Origin of the sequence: Pseudoxanthomonas fibrivorans (genome assembly GCF_041464125.1) — a bacterium.
Lineage (GTDB): Bacteria > Pseudomonadota > Gammaproteobacteria > Xanthomonadales > Xanthomonadaceae > Pseudoxanthomonas.
This window is the reverse complement of the sequence record NZ_JBGNUG010000001.1, coordinates 1,362,959-1,380,018: the sequence shown is the minus strand read 5'-3', so window position 1 is coordinate 1,380,018 and position 17,060 is coordinate 1,362,959. Positions and strand designations below refer to the sequence as shown.

Annotated in this window: 15 protein-coding genes; 3 read left to right on the top strand and 12 right to left on the bottom strand. The window is 71.2% G+C overall.

The annotated features are described in order from the left end of the window. Positions 1-16 precede the first annotated feature (16 nt). On the bottom strand, positions 17-484 hold the full coding sequence (locus ACA089_RS06485; RefSeq protein ID WP_372014712.1) for an SUF system Fe-S cluster assembly regulator: 468 nt from the start codon (positions 482-484) through the stop codon (positions 17-19). Positions 485-562: 78 nt separating this feature from the next. After that, a complete protein-coding gene (locus ACA089_RS06480; RefSeq protein WP_372014709.1) occupies positions 563-1,144 on the bottom strand; it encodes a cytochrome C in 582 nt (193 codons plus the stop codon). 201 nt (positions 1,145-1,345) lie between these two features. Here ACA089_RS06480 and ACA089_RS06475 point away from each other — a divergent pair, with 201 nt between their 5' ends. Next, complete coding sequence (locus tag ACA089_RS06475; protein ID WP_372014707.1) at positions 1,346-1,813, top strand: SET domain-containing protein; 468 nt, start codon at positions 1,346-1,348, stop codon at positions 1,811-1,813. Positions 1,814-1,828: 15 nt separating this feature from the next. On the opposite strand, the gene ACA089_RS06470 is transcribed toward ACA089_RS06475, so the two are convergent. The 6 genes from ACA089_RS06470 to ACA089_RS06445 all read right to left on the bottom strand — a co-directional run bounded on the left by ACA089_RS06470 (position 1,829) and on the right by ACA089_RS06445 (position 6,116). Then, complete coding sequence (locus ACA089_RS06470) at positions 1,829-2,422, bottom strand: DUF1439 domain-containing protein (protein WP_372014704.1); 594 nt, start codon at positions 2,420-2,422, stop codon at positions 1,829-1,831. A 104-nt stretch (positions 2,423-2,526) separates the two neighbouring features. After that, positions 2,527-2,829, bottom strand: a complete 303-nt coding sequence (locus ACA089_RS06465) for a DUF3861 family protein (RefSeq protein ID WP_372014701.1) — start codon at positions 2,827-2,829, stop codon at positions 2,527-2,529. Between the two features lie 103 nt (positions 2,830-2,932). Further along, positions 2,933-3,442: a M23 family metallopeptidase gene (locus ACA089_RS06460; protein WP_372017689.1), complete on the bottom strand. Its 510-nt coding sequence runs from the start codon at positions 3,440-3,442 to the stop codon at positions 2,933-2,935. Positions 3,443-3,629: 187 nt separating this feature from the next. Next, on the bottom strand, positions 3,630-4,034 hold the full coding sequence (locus ACA089_RS06455; protein WP_052633258.1) for an HU family DNA-binding protein: 405 nt from the start codon (positions 4,032-4,034) through the stop codon (positions 3,630-3,632). A 170-nt stretch (positions 4,035-4,204) separates the two neighbouring features. Next, the gene (locus ACA089_RS06450; RefSeq protein WP_372014699.1) at positions 4,205-5,014 is read right to left on the bottom strand and encodes an alpha/beta hydrolase family protein; all 810 of its coding nucleotides are present in this window, start codon (positions 5,012-5,014) and stop codon (positions 4,205-4,207) included. Then, on the bottom strand, positions 4,998-6,116 hold the full coding sequence (locus tag ACA089_RS06445) for a DUF3182 family protein (protein ID WP_372014696.1): 1,119 nt from the start codon (positions 6,114-6,116) through the stop codon (positions 4,998-5,000). Before ACA089_RS06445 ends, ACA089_RS06450 begins: the two co-directional genes overlap by 17 nt. A gap of 162 nt (positions 6,117-6,278) precedes the next feature. Between ACA089_RS06445 and ACA089_RS06440 the strand changes: the two genes are divergently transcribed. Then, positions 6,279-7,151, top strand: a complete 873-nt coding sequence (locus ACA089_RS06440; RefSeq protein WP_372014694.1) for an SDR family oxidoreductase — start codon at positions 6,279-6,281, stop codon at positions 7,149-7,151. 27 nt (positions 7,152-7,178) lie between these two features. On the opposite strand, the gene ACA089_RS06435 is transcribed toward ACA089_RS06440, so the two are convergent. Next, positions 7,179-8,792 (bottom strand): alpha-glucosidase, encoded by a 1,614-nt coding sequence (locus ACA089_RS06435; protein WP_372014691.1) that lies wholly within the window; start codon positions 8,790-8,792, stop codon positions 7,179-7,181. A 29-nt stretch (positions 8,793-8,821) separates the two neighbouring features. On the opposite strand from ACA089_RS06435, the gene ACA089_RS06430 reads away from it, so the two are divergent. After that, positions 8,822-8,953, top strand: a complete 132-nt coding sequence (locus tag ACA089_RS06430) for a hypothetical protein (protein WP_372014689.1) — start codon at positions 8,822-8,824, stop codon at positions 8,951-8,953. A gap of 100 nt (positions 8,954-9,053) precedes the next feature. Here ACA089_RS06430 and ACA089_RS06425 read toward each other — a convergent pair whose 3' ends face one another. From ACA089_RS06425 to ACA089_RS06415, 3 genes are all read right to left on the bottom strand, one after another. Beyond that, the gene (locus ACA089_RS06425) at positions 9,054-11,792 is read right to left on the bottom strand and encodes a TonB-dependent receptor (protein WP_372014686.1); all 2,739 of its coding nucleotides are present in this window, start codon (positions 11,790-11,792) and stop codon (positions 9,054-9,056) included. Positions 11,793-12,066: 274 nt separating this feature from the next. Beyond that, positions 12,067-14,157, bottom strand: a complete 2,091-nt coding sequence (locus ACA089_RS06420) for a glycoside hydrolase family 97 protein (RefSeq protein ID WP_372014683.1) — start codon at positions 14,155-14,157, stop codon at positions 12,067-12,069. An 8-nt stretch (positions 14,158-14,165) separates the two neighbouring features. Then, complete coding sequence (locus ACA089_RS06415; RefSeq protein ID WP_372014680.1) at positions 14,166-16,910, bottom strand: alpha-1,6-glucosidase domain-containing protein; 2,745 nt, start codon at positions 16,908-16,910, stop codon at positions 14,166-14,168. Positions 16,911-17,060 lie beyond the last annotated feature (150 nt).

The window sequence follows — 17,060 nt, the reverse complement described above, 5'->3', positions numbered from 1 at the left end:
ATGGCTGCCTGCGGGTTCAGCTGGCGACGCGCACGGCGATCTCGCGCCGTCGCGTCGTCTCGGGGGAGGGAGGAGGGGGCGGAAGCGGGCGCAGCATCTGCGCCAGGGTCACCCCGCGCAGCGCGTCGGCGACCACGTCGTTGATCAGCCGCCAGTTGGCGCGCACGCCGCACTGGTGGGCGATGCCGCAGTGGCTCTCGTGCTGGCTGCACTCGGTCATCGCCAGCGGGCCTTCCATCGCTTCGACGATCTCGATCAGGCTGATCTGCGCGGCGTCGCGGCTGAGGCGGTAGCCGCCGTGCACGCCGCGCTGGCTGGCGACCAGGCCCGCCTGCGCCAGCGGCTTGAGCAGCTTGCTGACGGTGGGCTGTTCCAGCCCGGAATGTTCGGCCAGTTCGGCCGCACTCAGTACCTGGCCCTGGCGTGCGGCGAGCACGGTCAGGACCACGGTGGCGTAGTCGGTCAGCTTGGTGACACGGAGCATGGCGGGGCAGGGGGATTTAAAGCGTACCGAAATTGTACGCTTTCGCCCCCGCCCGGCCAACCCGGACCCGGCCCGGCTTCAGTGGGCGTTGGGGGCGCCGGTCGAGTGCGCGTCCGCCACCGGCGCGGCGGGGGTTTGCGGGAGCACCAGGGCCATGTACGGCAGGGGCGGCGTCTGGCCCGGGGGCAGGGCCGGTGGCGCCGGCTGGCCGGCCGGACCCAGTCCGCGGATGAACCGGTACAGGGCGCGCCGGTCCTCCTCGGTCATGTCGCGCACGGCGAAGTCCGGCATGATCGGCCGCGTGCGCAGGTTGGCGCTGTAGGCGAGCCATTGCGCCTCGCTGAAATCCTGCATCCGCAGGCGGAGGTTGGTCGCATAGGTCGTGCCCCACGGACCGTGGAAGCCCAGTGGCGAGCCGACCAGCCACTGGTCCTTCGGCACGTTGCCTTGGCTCTGGGCGTAGGCCGGCGTGTGGCAGTCGTTGCAGCCCGCGACGCGGACCAGGTACTCGCCGCGCGCCACCAGGTCGACGCCGGGTGGCGCGGCGGGCGCGGCGATGGCGGCGCCGGAAGCGCCGTCGGCGTCGCGCTGGCAGGCGGCGAGGACCGCAGGGAGGAGGGCGGCGGCGAGGATCGCGCGGCGGGCGTGTCGGGCTTGCATGGTGGCTCGCAGTGGACTGCAGTCGCCAGCGGAAACGCCGTTCGCGGAGCGCACAGGCCACCGGCGGCGGCAAGGCGCCGATGGCCGGGGTGCCGATCGCGCCTGCCGTCCCGCCCTGCGACCGCGCCGGAAGCGGGCGCGGGCTTGGGCTGCGGCGCCGCATCGGCGAGAATCACCCGTCCCCACGCACCTGGAACAGGCATGCCCCGCAAGATCGTCGCCCGCAAGTCGCCCATCCATGGCAACGGCGTGTTCGCCGTGGCGCCGATCCGCAAGGGCGAGCGGGTGATCGAATACAAGGGGCGCCGCCGCACCCACGCCCAGGTCGACGCCGACAGCGGTGGCGACGTCGACAGCGGCCACACCTTCCTGTTCACCCTCAACGACGACTGGGTCATCGATGCCAGCTACGAGGGCAACGACGCGCGCTGGATCAACCACAGCTGCGATCCGAACTGCGAGGCGGTGACCGACGAGGACGAAAGCGGCGACAGCCGCAAGGACCGCATCTTCATCGAGGCGCTGCGCGACATCGCCGCCGGCGAGGAACTGTCCTACAACTACGGCATCACCCTGGCCGAGCGGCATACGCCGCGGCTGAAGAAGATCTGGGCCTGCCTGTGCGGCTCGCCCAAGTGCACCGGGACGATGCTGCAGCCCAAGCGCTGACGGTCCGCGCCCCGCTCATTCCACCGGCGCGACCGCCCCGGCGGCGGCGCCGATGTCCTGGTTGAACGTCACCACCAGGCGGCCGTCGCGCACGCCGGCGGAGCGGACGTCGAGGCCACCCAGCAGCGCGGCCACGGTCGGGTCGATCCGGTAGAGCGGTTCCTCGCGTGCGTAGTCGGCGAGCCAGGCGTTGAGCAGCCCGCGGCTGCTCTCATCCAGCGTCCCGCTGCCGCTGGCGGGACGGAAGTCGTCGATCCTGGGCTGGTCGAGGAAGAACGCGCGCTGGGCGGTGTCGTAGCGCAACGCACTGGTCAGCTGCAGCCGGCCCATCGGCACCGGGGTTCCGCCTGCCGTCGCCAGGGCCAGGTCCATGTCCAGCCGCAGGCGGGTTCCGGGCGGCAGGGCCAGTTGCGGACGGCTGACGCTGACCTCGAACAGGCCGCCCAGCACGTCCTGCCGGTGCGGGAACCGGCCCTCGAGGAACTGCTGGGCGTCGGCGGCGTCGATCGAGACCTCGCGGCCCGCCAGCCGTGGCGCGGCCGACGCGACGAAGGCCGCGGCCAGCGCAAGGAGCAACAGTGCGATCGCGGGGAAACGGATGCGGGCCATGGGCGGCTTCCAGATGGACATGCCGGCATCTTGCCGCGTCGCGGTGAATCGCAGGTTAGCGCGATGGAGTGCCCGGTCGCGGGTGGGCCACGGAGGCCGCGGCTTCAGGCCTGCGGCGCGTCGATCCGCTGGAGCAGCGCGGCCAGCGGCGCACGCAGGTCTGCGAGCGGATCCTCGGCGTTGCTACGTGGACGCCCGGCCAGGCCGTCGAGCAGCCGCAGCCCGACCACCAGCGCGGTGCGCTCGTCGCCGCTGAATCCCGGCAGCCGCTGGGTGCCTTCGACCAGGCGCATCCAGTCTTCGCCGCAGGCCTGGTCGAATTCGATGCTGCAGCGGCCACGGCACGGCAGGCCGTCGCGTTCGACGGGGGTCACCGTGACCCGGTAGCGGTGGGGGGAAGAAGCCATGGGACGAACCTTGTGCGATGAGACATCGCCAAGGTAGGCCCGCCAGCGCCGGCGAACGAGGCCTCCCGCCACGATGGTCCGTTCCACGCCGGCACGAAGCGGTTCAGCGCGTGGCACGCAAGCGTGGCAACGGGTCGAGCGGGCCATCGCCGCGGTAGATGCCATAGTGCAGGTGCGGGGGGGTGGTGCGGGCGTTGCCGGTATTGCCGACGGTGCCCAGCCGCGTCCCGGTCTCGACGATGTCGCCCTCGGCCAGGCCGGGTGACCAGTCGTCCAGGTGCGCGTAGTAGTGGCGTTCTCCCGCCGGACCGACGACCCAGACCTGGCGGCCGCCCAGGCCGCGCTCGCGGATCGCCAGCACCACGCCGCGGGTGGCGCTGCGGACCGGGGTGCCACGCGCCGCGAAGATGTCCACCCCGGCGTGCTGGCGGTCGGCACCACGCGGCGCGCCGAAGGTGTCGGCGATCGCGCGCGCGGCCACGCCATCGACGGGCACCGGCAACGCGTCGGGCGGAGGCATGCGCGACAGTTGCCACAGCAGGCGCGGGCGTTCCAGGAACGGCTGCCGCCAGGCCCAGGCGGCCGCCACGGCCAGCACCGCGCACGCGAGCATGCCGACCAGCAGGCGCGCGAGCGCACGGGCGAGGGTGTGACGGGAGCGACCGGTCGCGGGCGGCATGGCCGCAGCATCCCGCCGCACCGCGGGACGCGGCGTGAGGACACGCGCCGCCATCGCGCAAAAGAAGACGGGGCGGCATCGCTGCCGCCCCGTCCGGGAAACCTTGGGAACTCGCGCCTGATCAGGCCGCGGCGTCCTTGAGCTTCTTGAGCGGACGCACCTTCACCTTGACCGAAGCCGGCTTGGCGGCGAACCACTGCTCTTCCTTGGTGAACGGGTTGATGCCCTTGCGCTTCGGCTTGGCCGGAACCTTGACCGAGGTGACCTTGAACAGGCCCGGCAGGGTGAAGCTGCCCGCGCCCTTCTTGCTGATCGCGCCGGAGACGGCGTCCTCGACCGCGGCGAGCACGGCCTTGACGTCCTTGGCGGCCACGCCGCTGGCCTCGGCCAGGTGCTTGACCAGGGCGGACTTGCCCAGCACTTCCTTCAGCGGCTTGGCAGCAGCCGGAGCCGCCTTCTTCGGAGCGGCCTTCGCCGCTTTCGGCGCGGCCTTCTTGGCGGCCGGCTTCTTGGTGGTCTTCGCCATAACTTTCCTGTTCCGTTCGAATTGGATGGTTTTTTGGGTTACCGACGGCGTCGGCAAGGCGAATGTAGGCCATGCGCGGCCCGCCGCCAAGGGGAAAAGCGGTAAAAAACCGGGCAAACGCGGCCCGGGGCGCCACCCGGAGCGGCCGTGGCGTGCCTGGCTGTCCCGGGTCAGCGGCCGGAACCGATGTCCGCGGCGCGCCGGATGCGCTTGCGCTCGGCCACTTTTTCCCCGGCTTCGCGCTCGCGCGCGGTGCGCACCATTTCGGTGAGCCAGCCGACCAGCACGTCGGTATAGGCCTTCTGCTGCGGCTTGCCGGAGAAGGCGTGGTCGGCGTCGGCGATGCGGCGGCGGGTCAGCGAACCGGCGGTGGAGAACGCCGCCGCGTAGTTCTCGATCACCCGGTGCGGCACGATCTCGTCGTGCTCGGCCTCGACCAGCAGGACGTCGCCGCCGAAATCATGGCAGGCGACGAGGGCGCGGTTGTCCTGCCAGGGCACGGCGCGCCGGCGGAACGCATGCAGGTCGGGGTCCTCGTGCAGGCGGCGCTTGGGCAGTTCCCAGCCGTCGTCCTTGTAGAGCGCGGGTGAGCGCAGCGCCAGCCATCGGACCGGACGTAGCGCGGTCAGCAGGCTGGCCAGGTAGCCGCCATAGCTGATGCCGACCACCGCGATCGCCGACGGATCCACGTCCGGGCGCGCGACGAACCAGTCGTAGGCGGCGAGCAGGTCTTCCAGGTTCTGCGGCCGGCTCACGGTTTCCCACTGCGCCGCGGTGCGCTCGTGGCCGCGCAGGTCGAAGGTCAGGCAGTGGCAGCCGATGCCGGCGGCCTGGCGTGCGCGGCCCAGGTCGTGTTCCTGGCTGCCGCCCCAGCCATGCACGAACAGCACGCCGGGCAGCACCGGCGCGGGCGAGAGCAGGGTGCCGGAAATCTGTTCCCCGGCCGTGCCGATTTCGACCGGATCAAGCCGCAGGTCCACGGACGTCCTCCACGCAGGCGTACTTGAGCAAGGGGCCCTCGGCCGCCGCGGCGTCGTGGAAATGCACCTCGGCGCCCGGCGGGGCGGCATGGCCCGGATCGTGCGACTCGTGGCAGGCCACGTCCAGCGCGGCCGTCGTCGCGTCGCGCCCGAGCGCGGCCAGCGCGACCACCTCGGCCGGCGAGGCGCCGCCCAGGCGCCACGACTGCTCGAGCACGCCGCAGCGCCAGTGGCCCCGCGCGTCGTGGCCGGCGACCACGTCGTAGTTGCGCCGCGAGGCGAAGAATCCGGGGTAGGCGGCGGCCACGGCCGCGTCGTAGCGACGCGCGCTGCGCAGGGCCTCGCGTTCCAGCGGGCCGGACGCGACCGCCTCCAGCGCGTCGAATCCACCCTGCACGACGCGCAGCGACGAGCCGGCATAGACCTCCTGGCCGGCGCGGTCGAGCGACTGCCGCTGGGTGCCCAGATAGGCCAGCCGCCACCCGCCGACGCGGATCTCGCCGACGCTGCAGGTGGTGGCGTCCTCCAGGTGCTGCTCCAGGACGATGCCGTCGCGGCGGACCAGCGCCGGATCCAGTCCCGCCACCACCGCGCGCAGGTCGGCGCGATCGGCGACCAGGTGCTGTCCGTTGCCGCCGCGTGCCTGCGGTTCCTTCAATCGCACCCGGTGGCCTTCGTCCAGCAACCGCTCGCCCGCGGCCTGGATCTCGTCCGGGTCGAACACGCTGAACCCGGACAGGACCGCGCCGGACAGTTCGGCCGCGAGCCGGTGCCGCCATCCCTCGGGCGCGGCCGACCCCGCGGCCGGCAGCGGATGGGTGATCACCTTGCTGGCCACGAACGCATGCGGCACCACGCCGCCGAACAGGCCGGCCTCGCCATCGATCCCCAGCCGCGCGGCCTGTGTCGCCGTCAGTGTTTCGTCGGGGACGAAGTAGGCGGGCCGGTGCAGGTGCCGGCCGGGCTGGTATTCGCCGCCGAACTCCCAGCCGAGGATCGAGGCGAGCCGCCGTGCGACCCAGGCCTGGCTGGCCCGCTCGTGGACGCTGCGCGGCAGCGCGCCGGCGCGAAGGGTCACCACGGTGCGGAGGGGGCCTGTCATGCGGCATTCCATGCGGGGAGGCCTCCGACGCTGCCGGCAGCGCGGTGAACCGGTCGCGAAGGCGGCACGTTCAGCCGTCCTTCGCATCGCGCAGACGGCGCGCCGACACCGGCCTCCCTAGGCTGGCGGCGTCATTCCCGACACTGGTCGCAGGAGCCCGCCATGTCCGCCAAGCCGAAGAAGAAGATCAACCCGCCACAGCGGCAGCGGCGGCAGCCGGGCGTGCAGGGGGCGATGGACCCTGCTCCGGTGGTGGTGCGCGATGGCTACCGCGGCAACGGCAGGCTGGCCGGCAAGGTCGCGCTGGTGACCGGCGGCGACAGCGGCATCGGCCAGTCGGTGGCCGTGCACTTCGCCCTGGAGGGCGCGCGCGTGGCGATCGCCTACCTCTCGCCGCGCGAGGACGCGGACGCCGCGGACACCGTGCGCCGGATCGAGGAGGGCGGCGGCGAGTGCCTGGCCGTGCGCGTGGACCTGCGCACGCCGGCCCGGTGCCGGCGGCTGGTGGAACGCGTGGTCGCGCGTTTCGGCGGCCTGGACGTGCTGGTCAACAACCACGCGCAGCAGTATCCGGTCGAGGAGGCCGAGGAACTCGAGCCGGCCCGGGTGCGCGCCACGTTCGAGAACAACCTGTTCTCGTTCTTCTACCTGGTCGACGCGGCGTTGCCGCACCTGGGGCGCGGCGGCTGCATCATCAACACCGGGTCGGTCACCGGAGCGCGCGGCCATGCCACGCTGCTGGACTACGCCTCGACCAAGGGCGGCATCCATGCGATGACGTTCTCGCTGGCCCAGTCGCTGGCCGACCGCGGCATCCGGGTCAACGCGGTCGCGCCCGGTCCGATCTGGACCCCGCTGATCCCCGCCTCGTTCAAGCCGAAGGAGGTCGCCGAGTTCGGTTCGGACACGCTGATGAAGCGTCCCGGGCAGCCGGCGGAGGTCGCGCCGGCGTACGTCTACCTGGCCAGCGCCGATGCGAGTTACGTCACCGGCCAGATCATCCACGTCAACGGCGGATCGCACATCGCCGCCTGAGCGGCGGCCGCCGCGGGCCCGCCGGGATCAGGCCGCGCGGGCGTAGAACACGCCGTAGCCGGACAGGCGGGCGCGACCGGCCTCGACCTGCGCGCCCGGCATGCCGTGACCCTCCAGCACCTCCCACTCGCCGGCCGGCAGCACGAACTCCGCGTCGCCCGGCGAGAGGTTGAAGGCGGCCAGCAGCCGGGTGCCATCGGCCTCGCGGACGAAGGCGAGCACCGGCTCGGCGGTTTCGAGGAAGGCGATGTCGCCGCCGACCAGGGCCGGCTGGGTCCGGCGCCAGGCCATGAAGGCGCGGAACGCGTTGAGCACCGAGTCCGGATCGGCCTCCTGGGCGGCGACCGACAACGCGCGGTGCGCGTCGGGCACCGGCAGCCATGGCTGGCCGGCGCTGAAACCGGCGCTGGCGTCGGCGGTCCAGGGCATCGGCGTGCGGCAGCCGTCGCGGCCCTTGAAGTTGGGCCAGAAGGTGATGCCGTAGGGGTCCTGCAGCGCCTCGAACGGCACGTCGGCTTCGGGCAGGCCCAGTTCCTCGCCCTGGTAGATGCAGACCGAGCCGCGCAGCGAGCAGACCATCGCCACCAGCATCCGCGCCAGCTGGGCGGGCGGATGCTCGCCGCCCCAGCGGGTCACCGCACGGCGCACGTCGTGGTTGGACACGGCCCAGCACGGCCAGCCCTCGGTCATCGCCGCTTCCAGCCGCGACACCGTGTCGCGGATGTAGCCGGCGCTGAAGTCGTCGACCAGCAGCTCGAAGCTGTAGCCCATGTGCAGGCGGTTGCCGGAGGTGTACTCGGCGGTGGTGGCCAGCGAATCCTCCGAGGAGATCTCGCCCAGGGTCACCGCGCCGGGATAGCGGTCGAGCAGGGTGCGCACGCGCTCCAGGAACGCGACGTTCTCCGGCTGGGTGTTGTTGTACCAGTGGTACTGGAACGCGTACGGGTTATCGGCGCTGAAGCCGCGCCCCACGCGCTTGTCCGCCGGCTTGGGCGGGTTGTCGCGCAGCTGCGCGTCGTGGAAGCAGAAGTTGATCGAATCCAGGCGGAAGCCGTCGACGCCGCGGTCCAGCCAGAACCGGACGTAATCGAGGGTGGCCTGCTGCACGTCGGGATTGTGGAAGTTGAGGTCCGGCTGCGAGGACAGGAAGTTGTGCAGGTAGTACTGGCAGCGGCGCGGTTCCCAGCGCCAGGCCACGCCGCCGAACAGCGACATCCAGTTGTTGGGCGGGGTGCCGTCCTCGCGCGCGTTGGCCCACACGTACCAGTCGGCCTTCGGATTGTCGTGGCTTTGCCGGCTCTCGCGGAACCATTCGTGCTGGTCGGAGGTGTGGCTGAAGACCTGGTCGATCATCACCTTCAGGCCCAGCGAGTGCGCCTTGGCCAGCAGCCGGTCGAAGTCCTCCAGCGTGCCGAACAGCGGATCGACCGCGCGCTGGTCGGCGATGTCGTAGCCGAAGTCGGCCATCGGCGACTTGAAGAACGGCGAAATCCAGATCGCGTCCACGCCCAGCGAGGCCACGTAGTCCAGCCGGTCGACGATGCCGGGCAGGTCGCCCACGCCGTCGCCGTCGGTGTCCAGGAAGCTGCGCGGGTAGATCTGGTAGATGACGGCGCCGCGCCACCAGGGGGAGTGACTCATGNAGCTTCAGCAGCGGCGGCCTGGCCGGGATGACCCTGCTCCTGCAGGGCAGCAACCTGACCAACGAGGCCTACCAGACCTACGCCGGCAGCAAGGACCGTCCGCTCGAGTACCTGGAGTGGGGCCGCACCATCACCTTCGGCGTGAACTACCGCTTCTGAGTCCCTCCCGCCCCGCCACGCCCGTGGCGGGGGTGCCGCCGCGCCACCCGCGGGTGGCGCGGCGGAAACCCCGCCACGGGCGTGGCGGGGCGGGAGGGACTCAGAAGCGGTAGTTCACGCCGAAGGTGATGGTGCGGCCCCACTCCAGGTACTCGAGCGGACGGTCCTTGCTGCCGGCGTAGGTCTGGTAGGCCTCGTTGGTCAGGTTGCTGCCCTGCAGGAGCAGGGTCATCCCGGCCAGGCCGCCGCTGCTGAAGCTGTAGCTGATCTGCGCGTCGGTGATGTTCTCCCCGACCACGTAGCGCAGCGAGCGGTTGCCGTTGAAGTTGCCGATCTCGCCGATGAAGTCCGAGCGGCGGCGCTGGTTGATGCGCGCCTCGAAGCCGTTGTTCTCGTAGTACAGCGTCCAGTTGTACACCCGGTCCGAGAGGCCCGGCAGGGCGATCGGGTCGCTGCCCACGCTCGATGCGCTTTCCGGATCCAGGATCTGGATGTTGCTGTCGAAGAAGCTGGCGCTGGCGACCATGCCGAAGCCGGACAGCGCGTCGGTGAACAGGTCGAACGGGATCGACGCGGTCAGTTCCAGGCCCTGCAGCGAGCCGCCCTCGCCGTTCATCGGCTGGGTGAAGTCGCCCACCGCCTGCGGCGGCTGGGTGCCCGGCGGCGGCACGTAGTCGACCAGCAGGTCGGAGAAGTCGTAGTCGTCGCGGGTCTGGGTGTAGATGTAGTTCTCCAGGTCCTTGTAGAAGTACGCGGCGGCGACATAGGCCTTGGTGCCGAAGTACTTTTCATAGGAGATGTCGAACGCGTTGGCGCGCCACGGCTCCAGTTCCGGGTTGCCGCCGGAGCCGCCCGGGCGGCCGGTGGCGGTGTTGACGCCGAACTCCAGCGAGGCCCGCATCTGGTCCACGCGCGGGCGCGCGGTCTGCTTGGCCAGGGCCACGCGCAGCATCTGCTCGTGGGCCAGCGAGAACGCCAGGTTCATGCTGGGCAGAACGTCGGTGTAGGTCTTGCCCAGGGTGATGGGACTGATCTCGCTGCCGGCCGGCTGGGTCGCGTCCCAGAAGTTGGCGTCGGAGGACTGGTCCACGTGCTGGATCTGCACGCCGACGTTGCCGGTGACCGGCACGCCGCCCCACTCGGTGTCGATGTCGGCCTGGACGAAGCCGGTGGTGATTTCCTCGTTCACCGTCCACGCCTTCGGGATCAGGTAGGACAGGTTGTCCACCGGCTGGAAGTCCATGTAGCGCTCGACGGCCGCCGGCACGTTCCACGACGGGATGTAGCCGACGCCGGCGAAGCCCAGGTTGACCAGGCCGTACTGCAGGTCCTGGGCGATCGGGGTCGGGCCCTGCGCGCCGAGGTTGATGTTGCCTTCCGGCTGGGTCTTGGCCTTCTGGCGGTCGGCGTAGTTCAGGCCGACGTCCACGCCGGAGAACCAGCCGCCGGCCGGGATCGTGGCGGCGAGCTTGAAGGTGGTCAGCTCGTCCTCGACGCTCGGCACCTTGCCGTAGCCGGAACCGTAGATCGTGTTGTTGAGGTACAGCGCGGCCGGGTTGGAGTAGTCGCGGGCCGGATCGAGCTGCGAGAAGCCGCCGCTGCGGAACGACAGGTCCACCGAATCCAGCTGCGGCATCGGGTAGAGCTGGGTGTTGTTCTCCAGGTTCAGCTCGTCGCGGTCGGCCTTGGAGTAGCCGATGTCGGCGACGACCTCGACCTGGCCCACGTTGAACTCGTTGAGCCAGCCGACCGCGTTGATCTCGTCCTCGCGGTGGTTGTACATGCCGCGGACCAGGGGATAGACGCCGTTGGCGGTGCCGCCGGTGAACGACCCGTTCCCGTTGACGGTCACGTCGGTCAGGCTCAGGCCCGGGGTGAAGCCGCCGTTGTAGCCGCCGATGTGGACCTCGAACTGGTTGGCGGTGTCTTCCTGCTCGGCCTTCGTATAGAACAGGTCCAGGGTGCTGGTCCACGCATTGGACGGGCGGAACTGTAGGGTCGCCATCAGGCCGTCGCGCTCGGTGTAGCCGGTGCGGCGTAGCGCCTTGATGCCGTCCGAGTACCAGGTGCCGGCCGGCACGCCCGGTCGCCAGCCATCGCCCAGCGCCTGCCACGGCTCGTACAGGCCGACCTGGTTCTCCTGGATCGCGCCGTTGATGTGCGAATAGCCGATCGCGATGCCGAAGGTGTCGTCGGCGAACTTGCCGATGTAGGTGGCGTTGAGGCGGTGGCCGTCGGCGTCGGAGTTGGCGGCGTCGCCCAGCGAGTTCCGCGAGTAGCGGCCGCCGACCATCAGCGCGGAGCCGTCGTAGGCCAGCGGGCGGATGGTCTGCATGTCGATCGTGCCCGACAGGCCCTGGCCGACCAGGCCCGCGTCGGGGGTCTTGTACACGGTCACGCCATTGACGAGTTCCGACGGGTACTGGTCGAACTCGACGCTGCGGTTGTCGCCGGTGCTGACCATCTCGCGGCCGTTGAGCAGCGTGGTCGAGAAGTCCGGGGACAGGCCGCGGACGCTGATCACCTGGGCGCGGCCGGCGACGCGCTGCGCGGCAAGGCCAGGCAGGCGCGCGATCGACTCGGCGATGCTGACGTCGGGCAGCTTGCCGATGTCTTCGGCCGAGATCGCTTCGACGATCGACGTGGCGTCGCGCTTGGTCGAGATCGCGCCCTCGATGCCGGCGCGGATGCCGGTGACCACGACGGTGTCGAGGTCGGTGGCCTCGGCCTGCGTGTTCTGGTCGCCGGTGGCGGTGTCCTGTGCCTGTGCGGCGGTGGCGGTCAGCGTGATCGCCGACGCAAGCGCCACGCTCAGCAGGTTGCGCTGCAGGTTCAACATTTTCCCCTCCCAGGTAATGTCGGAAAATCTCGGGTTGTGGTGTGCGGCCGTGCCGTTTTTTTGGTCGCGATGCGCGCGGAATGGCGGCGTTACGGTGCGTGGCTATGGTAGTGGCGCGCATCGCGCCGGGAAGATGCCTGCATACGTATTCATTGCGTTGTCCGCGGCGCGCCGGCCATCCCGCACGCGAACGGAAACACGCGCCGCGGCATGCGCAGCGCATGCTGCTTTGCGTCATCCGGTGCCGGCGCGCGGTGCGCGCCGGCGTCACGGCTCAACGGGCGGGCGAATCGACCGGGACGAAGCGGATCGCCTGGCCGCCACCGGCGGCCAGGCGCAGCGGCAGGGTGTCGGTGCTCACCACCTCGCGGGTTTCGCGGACGAAGTCGAACGGCGCGGTCTTCCAGTGCGCGCGATCGCCGTCGCGGTAGATCTCGGCGCGGTACCGGCGGCCGGCATCGAGGAAGCCCAGCGACACCTGCAGGTCGTGCGCCTCCGCGCCGCCGGCGCTGCCCAGGAACCACACCTGGCTGCCGCGCGCCTTGCGCGCGAAGGTCACGTAGTCGCCGACCTCGCCGTTCAGCACATGGCTTTCTTCCCAGTCCACCGCCACGTCGCGGATGAACTGGAACGCATCCGGGTGCTGCGCATAGTGCTCGGGAAGGTCGGCGGCCATCTGGATCGGGCTGTACAGCACGACATACAACGCCAGCTGCTTGGCCAGCGTGCTCGGGATCTGCTGGCCACCGCGGCCCTTCAGGCTGACGATGCCGGGCGTGTAGTCCATCGGGCCGGCCAGCATGCGGGTGAAGGCGAGGGTGGCTTCGTGTTCCGGCGGGTTGGGCGGGTTGCCCCAGGCGTTGAACTCCATGCCGCGCGCGCCTTCGCGCGAGACCCAGTTCGGATAGGTGCGGCGCAGGCCGGTGTCCTTGATCGGTTCGTGCGCGTTGATCGCAATGCGGCGTTCGGCCGCCTGCTCGACCACGCGCAGGTGATGGCCGCTCATCCACTGGCCTTCGTGCCATTCGCGCACGACCGGGCCGCCGGCACGGTCCTGGCGCTGGATGTCGCCGGCATCGCAGACATAGCCGGTCTTGACCACGTCCACGCCGTTGCGCGCGTACAGGTCCAGCGCGGCCGGGAGCTGGCGTTCGTAGTGGCTGACCGCGCAGGCGGTTTCGTGGTGGCCGATCAGGTGCATGCCCTTGCCGGCGGCGTACTCCGTCAGGCCCCCGAGGTCGAAATCCGCGGTGGGGCGGGTGAAATCGAAATCCCAGCCGTTGGCGAACCAGTCGCCGTCCCAGCCCGGGTTCCAGCCTTCCACCAGCACGCCGCGGAAGCCGTTGGCGGCGGCGAAGTCGATGTAGCGCCGGGTGTTGGCGGTGGTCGCCCCGTGCTTCGGGCCGGTGCCCCAGGTCTCCTGCTCCAGGTGCAGCGACCACCACACGCCGACATACTTGGCCGGGGTGAACCAGCCGACGTCGCCCAGGCGGTTGGGTTCGTTAAGGTTGAGGATGAGGCTGGATTCGGCCAGGTCGCCGGCGCGCGCCCCGACCTGGATCGTGCGCCACGGCGTGCTGAACGGTGCGGTGCGCACCACCGCGGTGCCGCGGTCGCCGCCGCCCGGGGTGAGCGCGGCGCGCAGCACGCCGCCGTCGCCGCGGGCCAGGTTCATGCCGGCGTAGTCGACCAGCGCCGCTTCGTGGATCGACAGGTGCAGGCCGTCGTCGGTGCGCAGGGTGAGCGGGGTCTGCGCCACGCCGATTTCCGCCAGCGGGGTGCGCGAGTACAGGTACTCCTCGCGGTTCCATTCGAAGGCGGGGATCCACCAGGCCGTGGCCGGGCGGGCGATGGCGAACTCGGTCAGCTCCTGGCGGATCCGCACTTCGGCGTCGCCGCCGGCCGGCTTCGGGAACTCATAGCGGAAGCCGATCCCGTCGTCGTGGACGCGGAACACCACGTCCAGGTGCCGGCCTTGCTTGCGGCCGCCGGACGGTTTCTCGGCGAAGCGGGCGCGCAGTTCGTTGTAGTGGTTGCGGGTCAGCCGGCGCTCGCCCCAGGGCTGTTCCCAGGTCTCGTCGAAGCTGCGGCTGGACTGCCCGGTCAACCGCAGGTTGCGCTCCAGGCGGCCGTCGCCGAGCAGGAAGCCCAGCCGCGAGGGCGCGATCACGGGCCGTCCGTTGCGTTCGACGCGATAGGCCAGGCGGTCTTCGTGCTGCGACTCCAGGGTCACCACCAGCGCGCCGTCGGGGGAGGCGACCCGGGCGAGGTCCTTGGCGCTGGCGTGGGCGGGGAACAGCAGCGCCAGGGCAGGCAGCAGTGCCCACCAGCGGCTGGCGGGCGGGGCGGGGCGTCGGGAATTCATGGCGGTCCTCACTCCAGGACGTAGACGAGGGCGGTGCGGGGCGGCACGGTGAAGCGGCCACGCGCGGGATCGAAGCGGGCCTGTTCGCGCGGGCGCGTGTCGGCCGCGTCCACCGCCCGGTGCACCGGGTGCAGCACGTAGCGCTTGCCGCGTTCGGCGGGCAGGTCGAGCGCCTGCGCCTGCGGCGAGGCATTGACCAGGTACAGGACCTCGCGGAATCCGGCGCCAGCCAGGCCCTGGCCGTCCAGGTGCCCGGCGATCACCAGCGGATTCTGCGCCGGGCCGGTGTTCGGGAAGCGCAGGCGCCGGGATACGTCCGCCGCATCTTCGAGCCGGAACAGCGGCGAGCTGGCGCGGATCCGCAGCAGGTCGCGCAGGGCGTCGCGGGCGAACGCGATGTCCGCCGGGGCCGGTCGGATCGACGCATCCGCCAGGCGCGGCGCCATCCATGGCCAGGCGGCCTCGTTGCCGCTGGCGGGCGGCAGGCCGGTGCCGAAGAAGTTGTCCTGGTAGCTCCAGTCGAGCCGGTTGAACCAGTCGCCGGAGTCGAAGCTGTTGCGGTCCATCGACTTGGAGCGAAGCGTGTCGATGCCGGCGTGGAAATAGGCCACGCCCTGGCTGAAGGCGGTCATGGCCATGCCCAGCACCTGCACCCGCGCGCGATCGTGCGCGGACGTGCCGCGCGGCAGGCGGAGCGCGTTGAGGTCGAACAGGGTCTCGTTGTCGTGGTTCTCGACGTAGTTGACGACCTCGCCGGGTGCCGTGGCATACCCGGCCGGCTGGCCGTTGTAGTCGATATCGCGCAGCGGGCGCGCGCCGCCGTCGGCGGTGGCCAGCACGTAGTCGCGCAGGGTGCCGGCCAGGCCGACCCGCGCCAGGTCGGCGTGGCGCAGCAGGTCGGCGCGGCCGAGCGCGGGGTCGGCCAGTTCGTTGGGTGCGTACACCAGGCCGTTGAGCCAGCCCTGCCGGGCAACCTTGTCGGCGCCGCTGTCGCCGGGGCCGCCGCCACGCAGCGCGTCGCGCGCGCGGTCGCTGAAGGTGCCGATGCCGCTGCCGCCCAGCGACAGCTGCGAGGCCTGGACGAACCGCGCGCCGTCGGCCACCTCGCCGAAATTCCAGCCTTCGCCGATCAGCTGCACGTGGCGCCCGGCGGCGGCGTCGACGCGGCGTTGCAGCGCTTCCATCGCCGCGCGCGGCTGGTGCCCCATCAGGTCGAAACGGAATGAGTCGATGCGGTAGTGGCGCACCCACAGCTCGGCCGAATCGATCATCAGCCGCGCCATCATCGCGTGCTCGGTGGCGGTGTTCTCGCAACAGGTGCTGCGCTCGATGCGGCCCGCCGCGTCGAGGCGGTGGTAGTAGCCGGGCACGATCCGGTCCAGCACCGAGCGCTCGTCCTGCCCGGCGGCGAAGGTGTGGTTGTAGACCACGTCCATGCCCACGCGCAGGCCGAGCCGGTGCAGGGCCATGACCATCGCCCGGAACTCGCGGATGCGGGTGGCGCCGTCGCCCGGGTCGGTGGCGTAGCTGCCTTCCGGCGCATTGAAGTGGAACGGGTCGTAGCCCCAGTTGAAGCAGTCGCCGGACGCATGGGCCATCACCACCGCCTGCTGCGCCGGGCTGTCCGCCGCGGCGTCCGGGACCTGCGGGGTGACGCAGCCGGACTCGGGCACGCTGCCGAAGTCGTATACCGGCAGCAGGTGCAGGTCGGTGAGGCCGGCCCGCGCCAGTGCGCGCAGGTGCGCCATGCCGGCGCTGCCGGCGTCTGTGAAGGCCAGGTACTTGCCGCGATGGGCGGGAGCGACCGAGGCATCGCCGATGGAAAAGTCGCGTACGTGCAGCTCGTAGATCGACATGTCGGTCTGCGCGCGCAGCGGCCCCGGGCGTGGCGCGGTGTCCCAGCCGGCGGGCGTGAGCGCCGGATCGTCCAGGTCGGCGATGTAGCTGCGCCGCGAATCGGTGCCCAGGCTCACCGAGTACGGATCGGTGACGCGATTGCGCACCTGGCCGATGCCGCGCACCTGCACGTCGACCAGGTAGTCGTAGTAGTGGCCGCGCAGGTCGGCGGACACCGAGGCGGACCACAGGCCGGTCGCAGGATCCAGTCGCAGCTGCTCGCGCCGGTAGGCGCGTTGGGTGTCGTCGGCGTACACGCAGACCGAGACGGCGCGCGCGGTCGGTGCCCACAGGCTGAACGCTGTAGCCGAAGCGGTGGGGTGCGCGCCCAGCGCCGCGGCGTCGCCCGCGGCCGCATACAGGTCGTCCAGCGCGCCGGGCAGCTGCACCCCGGTGGCCTGCAGCACGCGCCCCTCGCGGTCTTCCTGCACCAGCACCAGCGACTGGCGCAGCAGGTCGCGCAGGCGGACGTCGTCCAGGTCCAGCTGCAGCATGACGCCCGCGCCTGCGTGGGTGAAGCGCTGGCGCACGGTTTCGGGCAGCGATGCGTCCGGGGGCAGCACGCTCAGTGCTATCGCGCCCTGGGCGCCGGCGACCCTATGGCCGACGACGGAGCGGATGCCACCGCCGTCAGCGTGGTAGAGCACGTAACGATGCGAGGGATCGGCGGACGGATCGGTCGACGGTGCGGCGCCGGGCCAGCGCAGGGTGCGCCGGTCGAGCCAGATGCCGCGCGCTTCGGCCGGTGCATCGCGGTCAGCGGTCAGAACAGTCTGGAAGCCGGCATCGCAGTCGGCCAGGGGCAGGGCGGCAGCAGGGGCGGCAGCCACGGCGCCCGCCGGCAGCCACAGGGCCACCAGCCAGCGTCGTGCGATCTGCCCGACGCAACCTGAAACGCGATGGCCTGCGCCGCCGCGTGTCCGATGCCGCATCCTGCCCTCCCAGGCATTCATGTGTCGTCCGCAGCCAGTGCGGGCCGCGCGTGGCGCGGTCTTCCACTATTCACG